The sequence below is a fragment of the Yersinia hibernica genome (genome assembly GCF_004124235.1).
Taxonomy (GTDB): domain Bacteria; phylum Pseudomonadota; class Gammaproteobacteria; order Enterobacterales; family Enterobacteriaceae; genus Yersinia; species Yersinia hibernica.
Window position 1 is genome coordinate 1,418,300 of record NZ_CP032487.1, and the last position, 12,207, is coordinate 1,430,506.

Consider the following 12,207-nt stretch of genomic DNA (forward strand, 5'->3'; position numbering starts at 1 on the left):
GCAATGGGAATGGGCGTTGCGCCACTTTCACTCCTTATCGGCTTGCGTTTTAGCCGTGGCCGTCGTCGCGGCGGAATGGTGTCGTTAATCTCGGTGATTTCCACATTAGGTATTGCCCTCGGGGTGGCAGTACTGATCGTCGGCTTAAGTGCCATGAATGGCTTCGAACGTGAGCTAAAAAACCGCATTTTGGCGGTGGTGCCACATGGCGAAATCGCGGCCGTCAATCAGCCCTTCAGTGGTTGGCCGCAAGCTTTGCAACGGATTGAAAAAGTTCCCGGTATTGTCGCTGCGGCACCCTATATCAATTTCACTGGTTTGATTGAAAATGCTACGCAATTGCGTGCGGTGCAGGTCAAAGGGGTTGATCCCGAGGCCGAGCAGCATCTTAGCGCACTGCCCAGCTTTGTACTTGATAACGCTTGGGATAATTTCAAAGCAGGTCAGCAGCAGATTATTTTAGGGCAAGGTTTAGCCGATGCTTTGGGGGTGAAACCGGGGTCATGGCTGACGGTGATGATTCCTAATAGTGATCCTGAGATGAAATTGCTGCAGCCTAAGCGCATTCGCTTGCAGGTCGCGGGTGTTTTTCGATTGAGTGGGCAATTGGATCATAGCCTCGCCTTGGTCCCTTTAGCGGATGCGCAGCACTATTTAGATATGGGTGACAGTGTCACTGGTATAGCCCTCAAGGTTGATGATGTCTATAACGCCAACAAACTGGTGCGCAGTGCCGGTGAAGTCTCCAATGCTTATGTGTATATCAGCAGTTGGATTGGCACTTATGGCTATATGTACCGCGATATCCAAATGATCCGCACCATCATGTACTTAGCTATGGTTCTGGTGATTGGGGTGGCCAGTTTTAATATTGTCTCCACTCTGGTTATGGCGGTGAAAGATAAAAGCAGTGACATCGCGGTGCTGCGCACCTTAGGGGCCAAAGATGGTCTGATTCGCGCCATCTTTATCTGGTATGGCTTGTTAGCGGGGCTTATCGGCAGTGTCAGTGGTGCGGTGGTGGGTGTGATTGTCTCTATGCAATTAACCAACATTATTCGTGGTTTGGAAAAGTTAGTTGGGCATAAATTTCTGTCGGGCGATATCTATTTTATCGACTTTTTACCGTCAGAGCTGCACTGGTTTGATGTGGCTTGCGTATTAGCAACGGCGTTGGTTTTGAGTCTAATTGCCAGTTGGTATCCGGCGCGTCGTGCCAGCCGTATTGATCCGGCGCGGGTGCTGAGCGGGCAATAATTATCCCCGCCATATTCACGGCGAGTATGCCTTGGTTGCTCTGCTGTGGGGATGGACTTCGTTGCCGCCTGTCTGCAACTCGGATTATTGAGGGTATATAAGGATAATGCTATGTATTACGGTTTTGACATGGGCGGCACCAAAATAGAGTTAGGCGTCTTTGATACTAACCTGCAACGAATCTGGCATAAGCGGGTCCCGACACCGCGTGAAGATTACCAACAATTATTGCATACATTGCACCATTTAACATGGGAAGCAGACGCGTACTGTGGTGTTAAAGGCAGTGTGGGGATCGGCATTCCCGGCCTGCCCAATGCCGATGATGGGACGGTATTCACTGCCAATGTGCCTGCGGCCATGGGGCAATCATTGCAAAGTGACCTTGCGGCATTAATTGAGCGGGATGTGCGCATTGATAATGATGCTAACTGCTTTGCCTTGTCAGAAGCTTGGGACCCTGAGTTTCGCCGCTATCCAACAGTATTGGGGCTGATCCTTGGCACTGGTGCTGGTGGCGGTTTGATTGTGAATGGCAATATTGTCAGTGGGCGCAACCATATCACCGGCGAGTTTGGCCACTTTCGCTTACCGGTAGATGCATTGGATATTCTGGGGGCAGATATTCCGCGGGTCGCATGTGGTTGTGGTCATAATGGCTGTATTGAGAATTATATTTCAGGGCGTGGCTTTGAATGGATGTACCAACATTTCAATCAGCAATCTTTGCCCGCGACTGAAATCATTGCCAACTATAATGCTGGTGAATCTAGGGCCGCGGCTCATATTGAGCGATTTATGGATGTGCTGGCGGTATGCTTGGGCAATTTATTGACCATGCTAGACCCCCATTTAGTAGTGATTGGCGGCGGATTATCCAATTTCGAACAAATCTATCAGGAGCTGCCAAAACGCTTACCACAGCATTTATTGCGGGTGGCCCGATTGCCACGTATTGAAAAAGCGCGTTATGGTGATGCGGGTGGCGTTCGTGGCGCGGCATTTTTGCATTTAGCTGAGTAATACAAGAAACTGAAGTTGCAAAGACGGCAAGCGAGTGGCTCGCAAGGAGAGCCGGCGCTGGGGTTTACCATCCGATGAATTGACTCACTCAATGATTCGCGAGAGTCGCCACGGCACCGGCAGCTTGAAATATGACCGGAATAACAATATTTATAAAAGGTAAAAAAATATGCGCATTCGTCATCGGCTCTGCCGGTTTCGCAAGAATAAGCACTTGCGGCATCAGCGTTTTCGCTCCCGTATTTTTCATCGCGACAGTGCCGCTACCTCAGAAATGAAGAAACCGTTTGTGGTGGTACTGACGGGTGCCGGGATCTCGGCTGAATCCGGTATTCGTACTTTCCGCGCGGCAGATGGTTTATGGGAAGAGCATCAGGTGGAAGATGTCGCGACCCCGGAAGGGTATCGCCGTGATCCTGAATTGGTTCAAACTTTTTATAATGCGCGCCGCCGCCAGTTACAACAGCCGGACATTGCACCGAATGCCGCTCATTTCTCATTAGCTGATTTGGAAGCTGTGTTGGGTGATAACTTTGTGCTGATCACGCAAAATATAGATAATTTGCATGAGCGGGCGGGAAGTAAACGCGTCATTCATATGCATGGCGAGCTGCTGAAAGTGCGCTGCACGCAGTCTGGTCAAGTGCTGGACTGGTTGGGTGATCTTAGCGCAACTGAGCGCTGCCATTGTTGTCAATTCCCATCGCCGCTGCGCCCACATATTGTCTGGTTTGGTGAGATGCCAATGGGGATGGACGAAATCTATCAGGCGCTGGCGAAGGCCGATTTCTTTATTTCCATTGGCACCTCTGGCCATGTCTATCCTGCCGCCGGATTTGTTCATGAATCCAAGCTGCATGGTGCTCATACTGTCGAGTTGAATCTAGAACCTAGCCAGGTAGAAAGCCAATTTGCTGAAAAACACTATGGTTTAGCCAGCAAAGTGGTTCCTGAGTATGTGCGCGAATTTTTGACATCGCGGGGCGAGAATCGCCAGGACGACTAACTTATCCGGCGTAATGGCAGCCGCGGTGCTCTTAGCGGCTTTCATTTATTCGGGCATTTAAGCCCAATTGTGCATAGGGCGGCTTTTATTCTGACTTAAGTTTGGCTAAAACTGACCTGACGCAATATTTGACGGTGATCACTTCCCCATAATGATATTCACTATTATGAGGGTGGGAATCATGGACAAATTACTCGACCGCTTTTTCAACTATGTTTCTTTTGATACACAAGCAAAAGCTAATGTAAAATCCGTGCCGAGCACTGAAGGGCAGCGCAAGCTTGCTTTGGCATTACAACATGAGTTGCAGGCGCTGGGGTTTTCTCACATTAGCTTGAGTGAACACGGTTGCGTGATGGCAACATTGCCGGCAAATGTCTCCTGGCCAGTTCCCACCATTGGTTTTATTGCTCATCTTGATACCTCGCCCGATTTCATCGGTAAAAATGTTAATCCGCAGATTGTCGAAAACTACCGTGGTGGTGATATCGCGCTAGGCATCGGTGATGAGGTTTTGTCCCCCGTCATGTTCCCTGTCTTGCATCAACTGCTTGGGCACACATTAATTACAACGGATGGCAAGACGTTACTGGGCGCTGATGATAAAGCGGGTATTGCGGAAATTATCACTGCTATGGTGCGCTTAAAGCACAATAATGTGCCCCATGGCGAGATCCGAATCGCTTTCACGCCGGATGAAGAAGTGGGCAAAGGCGCGCGCTTTTTCAATGTGGCAGAGTTTGCGGCGCAATGGGCTTATACCGTGGATGGCGGCGGTGTCGGCGAGTTGGAGTTTGAGAACTTTAATGCGGCATCGGTGACGATAAAGATTGTTGGTAATAATGTGCACCCCGGCAGCGCCAAAGGGGTGATGGTGAATGCATTGTCGTTGGCAACTCGTTTCCATCAAGAATTGCCTGCGGATGAAACACCAGAATGCACTGATGGTTATGATGGTTTTTATCATTTACAAAGTATTAAAGGCACGGTTGAACGCGCAGAAATGCACTATATCGTCCGAGATTTTAGCCGTGATGGTTTTGAAGCACGTAAGAAAAACATGGTGGACATTGCTAAACGGGTCGGCAAAGGGCTACACCGTGATTGCTATATCGAAATCGTTATGGACGATAGTTATTACAACATGCGTGAGCATATCATTAATCATCCACATATTATCGAGATAGCCCAGCAGGCGATGCGCGATTGCGACATCACACCTATTATGAAACCGATACGGGGTGGCACTGACGGCGCGCAGTTATCCTTCCTTGGTTTACCTTGCCCTAATATCTTTACCGGTGGCTATAATTTTCATGGTAAACATGAGTTTATAACTTTGGAAGGGATGGAAAAATCAGTGGCAGTTATCATGCGCATTGCTGAGTTAACGGCTAAACGGGCTAAAGAGTAATCAGTCCGGTTGCTTGATTCAAACGCCCCGGTTGCTGGGGCGTTTGTGTAATAAACAGCTAATATTAGTCGTTAAAATACCAATAACCGCTGTTCACCAGCGCAGTGAGCATTGCCAGGAAAGAAGGGTCTTCGAGGGCATCACCCAGTTTTGCCGCATCAACACTAAAGTGTTGGCACAAAGCATCGGCGGCGGATAAATGCGGGGTATCAATTAGTTCGCCGTTAGCAAAGCATTGGTTACCAACACGTAAAACCCGCAGGCCAGTAAGCCTTTGTAATTCATCACCTTGCTTAAGAAGTTCGTAGACGTCGCCGGCCTGATAAGGCGGCTCTGGCGGGGCGATATCCAACTCATGGCGTGATTGAGAAATAAACTCGCCAAACCAATGTTGGAAATCTTCGGGCTGCTGAACTAAATCAAGCATCATTGCACGCAGTTTATCGACTTCTTGTGGCAGCACTTCGGCCGGATGTTCCCGCAGTGGTAAATCCGGGTCACTGTAACGGTAACTGCCTAACTCGCGAGAAAGCACATAGTCGGCAAAGCCGCTGACCAGTTCACGGCCATTCGGGGCGCGGAAGCCAACTGAGTAATTCAATGCATTTTCAAGTGCATAGCCCTCATGAGGGAAACCCGGTGGAATATAGAGAATATCACCAGGCTCCATTTCTTCATCAATAATGGCGTCGAATGGCCCGACTTGCAGCAGGTCAGGATGAGGACAGTGCTGCTTCATTTCTGTTTTCTCACCAACCCGCCAACGACGACGGCCGGTGCCCTGAATGATAAAAACATCATATTGGTCAAAATGCGGGCCAACACCGCCACCAGGGACCGAGAAGGAGATCATTAAATCGTCCATCCGCCAGTCAGAAAGTGGGCGGAATGGGCGCATCAAGGCGGCTGCGGGTTCATGCCAATGGTCAACGGCCTGCACCAGCAATGACCAATTAGTTTCACCTAAGTGATCAAAACTTTCAAACGGACCATGGCTCACCTCCCAGCGGCCATCTTCATGGCTCACCAGCCGGCTGTCGACTTCATTCTCCATGGCTAAGCCAGCAAGCTCATCTGGTGAGAGCGGATCAATGAAATTTTTAAAGCCACGTTTGAGGATGACGGGGCGTTTCTGCCAATAGCGTTGCAGAAAATCAGACCAATCGAGATTGAGTTGGTAATCCATGTTTATTCCAGCGCAGGGGTGAACTTGCTGGTGATTATAACGGATGCGCGCCGTCAGTATCAGGTGTTATCAAGCAAATTTTATTAATCAGCGTGATAATCATTTTGCTGGCCAAAAGTCACCATCATCCTTGCTCCCCCTAACGGGCTCTCTGTGATGGTTATTTTGCCTTGATATTGTTCAATAATTTCCGCTGCAACCGATAATCCAAGCCCTTGCCCCGGGCGTAAAGTATCCACACGTTGTCCTCGTTGGAAAATAAGTTGTCTTTTACTTTCAGGGATACCCGGCCCATCATCATCAACGACGATAGTGAGTTGTTTTTCAGAGTGCAGGGCGGTTATTTCGACAAACTCCAGGCAATATTTGCAAGCATTCTCCAGGACATTACCCATCACTTCCATAAAGTCATTTTGTTCACCTAAGAATGTAACTTCAGGTGAAATGTCTAGCGTCAACACCACACCTTTGCGTTGGTAAACTTTATTCAGGGCACTGCACAGGCTATCGAGTAGGGCGGGAACCGAATGAATTTCGCGGATCAACACATTATGTTCGGAGCGCATACTGGCCCGATGGAGGTAATAACCAATTTGCTGAGAAATACGGCTTATCTGCTCAAGCATAATCGGTTCCACTTCCTCAATGGTGGTTTGCTTCCCTGTGCGTAAAGAGCGCAATGTCGTTTGCAATACCGCCAGCGGAGTTTTGAGACTGTGAGTGAGGTCTGACAGTGTTGTGCGGTATTTTGTATACCGCTGACGTTCATTTGTTAGCAAAATATTGAGATTTCGAACCAAACCTTGCAATTCGCGCGGAGGATTCTCATCCAGTTGATCGCGCTCACCTTTTTCCAACTGACCTATCTGACTGACCAAGGTCTTAATGGGCCTTAGGCTCCAATAGGCGGCTAGCCACAATAAAGGGACAACTAACAGTAAATTCGCCAGCAAAACATAACTAAACCAGTTCCAGACCAAATCTGTGCGCTGTAATTCCTGCGGAATAGTATCGACAACCACAATAGTGAGCTGCGGCAAACGGGATGTTGCGGGATAAGTATTCACGGACACGGAGTGAGTCAGAGCGCTGCTGTCGGTATCATCATATTTTTTTAACTGGTCTTGAGCTTTCGGGTTATCACCCAACATCATACTACTGATATGGGTACCGGTATCGAGCTCATAAAACCCCGGCTTTTGTAACCAACTCTTTTCGATATGAGACTCAAGCTCGGGCACATGTCGCTGACGCCACAGGATATTGCCATCTTTATCGTAAATCAGAACCAGTGAAGGTATATTCAGCTCAACTTCTGGTGGAACTGAAATGCTCAACTTATTGTTATGCCATTGGGCCAAACTGAAGAACAAGTTACTTTCGCCGCGATGAGCACTGAACGTACTTTTATCAAAACTGACGATATAGCCGACGACGGCGACCATGCCATAGGATAACGACAGCGCTAAAATGACACCTGCTGTCGCCATAAGAAAACGGGCGCGAAGAGAGAACGGTTTGCTATTTTTCCTGAACATGATGTCTAGTTAGCGTCAAAACGGTATCCCTGACCACGGATGGTCGTAATTACTTCGCTTTCATGTTCAGCCTGCAGTTTCTTACGTAAACGGCCCATTAGTACATCAATGGTGTGGCTTTCACGCAGTTCTGCATCAGGGTAAAGCTGCAGCATTAACGTATCTTTACTGACAACTTTCCCAGCATTACGAATCAGGGTTTCAATGATAGTGTATTCAAAAGCAGTCAGTTTAATCTGCTGCTGATTGACGCTCAATTCTCGCCGTGAGAGGTCAATTTGAAATGGCGGAAATTCAATTATTTGCGATGCTAGGCCGATATTACGCCGCATCAAAGCTTGAATACGTGCGATAACTTCTTCTAGATGAAAAGGCTTGGTGACATAGTCATCTGCACCTGCTTCTAGCACCGCGACCTTATCTTGCCAGCTTTCCCGTGCAGTTAGCACCAAAATCGGGAGGTTTGTCTGATGACTCCGCCAGCGACGTATAAGGCTCAAGCCATCTTCACCCGGTAAACCGAGATCAATAATTGCAATATCTGGGGCATGTTCTTGCAAGAAATAGTCTGCCTCTTTGGCATCTTCCGCTGCATCAACCTGATGGCCCATTTCGCGCATTTGCACGGTAAGATGGTGACGCAACAAAGCATTATCTTCGACAACTAAAACCCGCATACCACATTCCTCGATATTCGTTAACCGGGTAATCTGATATTACCCGACAAGTAAAAATTAAAACAGTCACTTAGAAAGTGTAACGTAAACCTACTTGCATCGCTTGATCACTGACTTTCCAGTTATGGTAGGTGTAACCCACTTCAGCCGCGAGGCTGGGTGTTAATGCATAATCTGTCATGATGCGTGCTTCATGGAAGGCGCGGCCATCATAATTTGCTAAGCGGTAAGCAACGTCCAGACCAATATCTTGGGATACTTTGCTTTTGATACCGATTTCACCAGTAGCGCTATTGTAAGTATTGGTTTTTTTACCGTCTTTGCTGGCATCAAACACCATGGCATGGCGGCTGCCACCGACTAAGGTGTAAAAATCAATATTGGGTGAAAATGCAAAATGGTAGCCCAATCCAAGAACGGCTTCAGCAAGGCCTCGGTCACTATTGGCGATACTGTTGATACGGCCATCAATAAACAAATCGTTATCAAAACCATAGCCACCATTAAGGTAGATACCGCCCATATCGCGGTGACCAATATGGCTGTACTGGCCTTGATTAAATTGCTTATCAAAGCGGTCATTACTGCTGATTGAGCCGTATTGCAGGCCACCGGCGATATAGGTGTAATCAGCTGCGATAGCGGCAGTACAGGTTCCCATCAGGGCGAGAGAAAGCAGTGTTTTTTTCAACATAATGATAATAGCTCCAGTGAGTGTAACGTCCTTTTTGATATCACTCGTATTATCAATGACAGCGGCTAAACCGGGGCTAAACAGGGCAGTACGCAGGGGGAATCAGCAATTATACAGGCGGCATTGTTTTGCCACCTGTATTTAAGGCTAATATATTACTTCAGTTCATCGACCATTGTTGTGGCGCGGCCAATATAGTTGGCCGGTGTCATGGCCTTCAACCGAGTTTTTTCTTCTTCCGGCAGTGCGAGGCTGTCGATAAATGCTTGCATACCGGCAGCATCAACACGTTTTCCTCGAGTCAATTCTTTCAATTTTTCATACGGTTTTTCAATGCCATAGCGGCGCATCACGGTTTGGATAGGCTCGGCCAGAACTTCCCAGTTATGGTCTAACTCTGCCAACAGGTGCGCTTCATTGACTTCTAACTTGCTGATGCCTTTCATCGTCGCCTGATAGGCTATTACCGCATAACCCAAACCCACGCCCAAGTTACGCAGCACGGTAGAGTCCGTCAGGTCGCGCTGCCAGCGCGATACCGGGAGTTTGCTGGCTAAATGGCCTAGCACGGCATTGGACAGGCCCAGATTGCCCTCTGAGTTCTCAAAGTCGATTGGATTGACTTTATGAGGCATGGTACTCGAGCCAATTTCACCGGCGATGGTTTTTTGCTTGAAGTGATTCAATGCAATATAACCCCAGATATCGCGGTCAAAATCGATCAGGATGGTATTAAAACGCGCCACACAGTCGAAGAACTCGGCAATGTAATCGTGTGGTTCAATTTGTGTTGTGTAGGGGTTCCAGTTGATCCCCAGTGAAGTCACAAAAGTTTCACTAAATTGATGCCAGTCGACTTCAGGATAGGCCACAATGTGGGCATTGTAATTACCTACTGCGCCATTGATTTTGCCTAAAATTTCGACGTGTGACAGTTGGCGGAATTGACGTTCCATTCGGTAAGCGACATTCGCCAGTTCTTTACCGATGGTAGACGGTGTCGCCGGCTGGCCGTGAGTGCGGGACAACAGCGGCAAGTCACGGTACTGGTGAGCTAGGGCTTTGATGGCATCAATCATCTGACGCCACATCGGTAATATGACCTCTTGGCGCGCCGTTTGCAGCATTAAGGCATGTGACAGGTTGTTGATATCTTCTGAAGTGCAGGCAAAGTGGATAAATTCTGACACGGCATGCAATGCCGGAACACTGGCAACCTTTTCTTTAAGGAAGTACTCAACCGCTTTCACATCATGATTTGTGGTGCGCTCAATGGTTTTGATGCGCTGCGCATCTTGCTCACTGAATTCTTGCACAATTTTATCAAGGTAAGCGTTTGCGTTCGCATCAAAAGCGGGAACTTCTTTGATCTCTGCACAGGCGGCCAGTTTTTGCAGCCAACGTACTTCGACCTGCACGCGGAATTTCAGCAAACCGAATTCGCTAAAGATTGGGCGCAGTGCGCTGACTTTGTCGCCGTAGCGTCCATCAATAGGGGAAACGGCGGTCAGTGAGGATAATTCCATCGGTGGCAACTCCTGAGAAAGTATTTCAATTATGAGCAAGAATACTCTGCGCCTGTTTAAACAGACGATTTCGCGAGAACATTAACTGCAAACGGCTTCCACCCACTTGTTGCCAAAGCACAGCTGAGCGGATCCCCGCCAGCAGGGCGGCACGAACTTTTGCCTGCACCAATGTGCTTTGTAAAATGGCGGGTGAGCCAGTAACTTGAATGCGTGGCCCGAGTGGGCTGATAACATCGGTATAAATAGCGGCCAGCGAGCTCATCATTGTTTCAGATTCGAGATCGAAATGTGCCAATTGGCGATCAAGCTGGCTGATGCGATCGCCTAAAGTATTCATCGCCGATTTATTGGCATTGAGTTTTCTTTCAAGCACCATCAGGCTAAGGGTATAGCGGGTTAGCTCTGCCGCAGGCCCCTGGCGGTTAGCGTTTAAGACACTTTGCAGTGTTTCCAACCCCATTTTTAGGGATTGCTCATTACCGCCATATACCGCCAGAGTTGAGGGCGGGTTAGTTTGTAGCAACCCATTCAACACCGTATTTAATGCATCATTATCGCATTGGCCCTCATGAGCCAATTGCTGAACCAAGCGAGCTGACTGGCAGATTCCCGCCAAAGCCAACGTAATATCATAATAATTTTTCGCCACGGTCACTCCTGTAAACGTTCTGGTTCATTAATGATGGGTTCAGTTTGTCGCCGCGCCCGTCAGCGGGTAACGTTGCTCGATAATACCGCCACCGAGGCAGACTTCACCCTGATAGAAAACCGCAGACTGTCCGGGGGTGACCGCCGCGACGGGCTGATCAAAGCGAACTTCAACACGTTCGTCATCCAGTGGCGTCACTGTGCAAGGAATGTCCTGCTGGCGGTAACGGGTTTTCACCACACAGCGGAAAGCAGCGGTAACGGGTTCTCTGTCAACCCAATGTAATTGTTGGGCTATCAGACCAACTGACATTAAACGCGGGTGTTCATGCCCTTGAGCGACCAGCAAGATGTTATTGGCGACATCTTTATCCACGACATACCACGGGTCATCGCCGCCCTCTTTGGTGCCGCCAATGCCTAAACCTTTGCGCTGGCCTAGCGTGTGATACATCAAACCTTGATGTTCCCCCATATGCTGACCATCAACTGTCATGATGGGGCCTGGTTGAGCAGGGAGGTAGCGCCCCAGGAAATCACGGAATTTGCGCTCACCAATAAAGCAGATGCCGGTCGAGTCTTTTTTCTTCGCGGTGACCAGCTCTAATTGTTCAGCAATACGGCGAACTTCGGGTTTTTCTAATTCACCGACAGGGAATAAACTCTGAGCGAGTTGCTCATGACTTAAGGTATAAAGAAAATAACTTTGGTCTTTATTACCATCAAGGCCGCGTAACAAGCGGCTTTTGCCCTCAACATCCTGACGACGGACATAATGGCCGGTAGCGATGTAATCCGCGCCCAGATCTTCGGCAGCGAATTCAAGGAAAGCTTTAAATTTGATTTCTTTATTACACAGAATATCAGGGTTGGGAGTGCGCCCGGCTTTATACTCTTCCAGGAACAGTTCGAACACATTATCCCAGTATTCTGCGGCAAAATTGACGGTGTGCAACTCCATGCCCAGTTTGTCGCATACCGCTTGCGCATCGGCCAAATCGGTCGCCGCTGAGCAATACTCTTCGCCATCATCCTCTTCCCAGTTCTTCATGAACAAGCCGGCAACTTGATAACCCTGTTGCTGGAGCAGGTAGGCGGAAACGGAAGAATCGACACCGCCGGACATCCCGACGATTACTTTTTTCTGGCTGTTATCTGACATGGAAATCTCACTAACGTAAATACCTACAGCCTCAAGAGGGCTATGACGGATGACATTATCCGACTCATTTTCC

11 protein-coding genes are annotated in these 12,207 nt (G+C 48.5%); 4 read left to right on the forward strand and 7 right to left on the reverse strand.

Annotation, left to right across the window (positions count from 1 at the left end):
* Positions 1-9 precede the first annotated feature (9 nt).
* The 4 genes from lolE (at position 10) to pepT (ending at position 4,700) form a co-directional block, all read left to right on the forward strand.
* Complete coding sequence (gene lolE / locus D5F51_RS06580; RefSeq protein WP_129199227.1) at positions 10-1,257, forward strand: lipoprotein-releasing ABC transporter permease subunit LolE; 1,248 nt, start codon at positions 10-12, stop codon at positions 1,255-1,257.
* A 111-nt stretch (positions 1,258-1,368) separates the two neighbouring features.
* On the forward strand, positions 1,369-2,280 hold the full coding sequence (gene nagK, locus D5F51_RS06585; RefSeq protein WP_129195943.1) for an N-acetylglucosamine kinase: 912 nt from the start codon (positions 1,369-1,371) through the stop codon (positions 2,278-2,280).
* Between the two features lie 169 nt (positions 2,281-2,449).
* The gene (gene cobB / locus D5F51_RS06590; protein ID WP_025378669.1) at positions 2,450-3,286 is read left to right on the forward strand and encodes a Sir2 family NAD+-dependent deacetylase; all 837 of its coding nucleotides are present in this window, start codon (positions 2,450-2,452) and stop codon (positions 3,284-3,286) included.
* A gap of 181 nt (positions 3,287-3,467) precedes the next feature.
* Entirely contained in the window at positions 3,468-4,700 is a 1,233-nt protein-coding gene (gene pepT, locus D5F51_RS06595; RefSeq protein ID WP_129195944.1) for a peptidase T, read from the forward strand.
* Between the two features lie 64 nt (positions 4,701-4,764).
* On the opposite strand, the gene D5F51_RS06600 is transcribed toward pepT, so the two are convergent.
* The 7 genes from D5F51_RS06600 to mnmA form a co-directional block, all read right to left on the reverse strand.
* The gene (locus tag D5F51_RS06600; protein WP_025378667.1) at positions 4,765-5,886 is read right to left on the reverse strand and encodes a ribosomal protein uL16 3-hydroxylase; all 1,122 of its coding nucleotides are present in this window, start codon (positions 5,884-5,886) and stop codon (positions 4,765-4,767) included.
* Between the two features lie 83 nt (positions 5,887-5,969).
* Positions 5,970-7,424 carry a two-component system sensor histidine kinase PhoQ gene (gene phoQ, locus D5F51_RS06605; protein WP_129195945.1) on the reverse strand — a complete coding sequence of 485 codons (1,455 nt, stop codon included), beginning with the start codon at positions 7,422-7,424 and terminating at the stop codon, positions 5,970-5,972.
* Positions 7,425-7,429: 5 nt separating this feature from the next.
* Complete coding sequence (gene phoP / locus D5F51_RS06610; RefSeq protein ID WP_025378665.1) at positions 7,430-8,101, reverse strand: two-component system response regulator PhoP; 672 nt, start codon at positions 8,099-8,101, stop codon at positions 7,430-7,432.
* A 70-nt stretch (positions 8,102-8,171) separates the two neighbouring features.
* Positions 8,172-8,795, reverse strand: coding sequence for a YPO1635 family putative outer membrane beta-barrel protein (locus tag D5F51_RS06615; RefSeq protein WP_025378664.1), 624 nt, complete (start codon positions 8,793-8,795; stop codon positions 8,172-8,174).
* A gap of 155 nt (positions 8,796-8,950) precedes the next feature.
* Positions 8,951-10,321 carry an adenylosuccinate lyase gene (gene purB, locus D5F51_RS06620; RefSeq protein ID WP_129195946.1) on the reverse strand — a complete coding sequence of 457 codons (1,371 nt, stop codon included), beginning with the start codon at positions 10,319-10,321 and terminating at the stop codon, positions 8,951-8,953.
* A 25-nt stretch (positions 10,322-10,346) separates the two neighbouring features.
* On the reverse strand, positions 10,347-10,973 hold the full coding sequence (gene hflD, locus D5F51_RS06625) for a high frequency lysogenization protein HflD (protein WP_025378662.1): 627 nt from the start codon (positions 10,971-10,973) through the stop codon (positions 10,347-10,349).
* Positions 10,974-11,012: 39 nt separating this feature from the next.
* Positions 11,013-12,134 (reverse strand): tRNA 2-thiouridine(34) synthase MnmA, encoded by a 1,122-nt coding sequence (gene mnmA / locus D5F51_RS06630; RefSeq protein WP_129199229.1) that lies wholly within the window; start codon positions 12,132-12,134, stop codon positions 11,013-11,015.
* Positions 12,135-12,207: the final 73 nt, after the last annotated feature.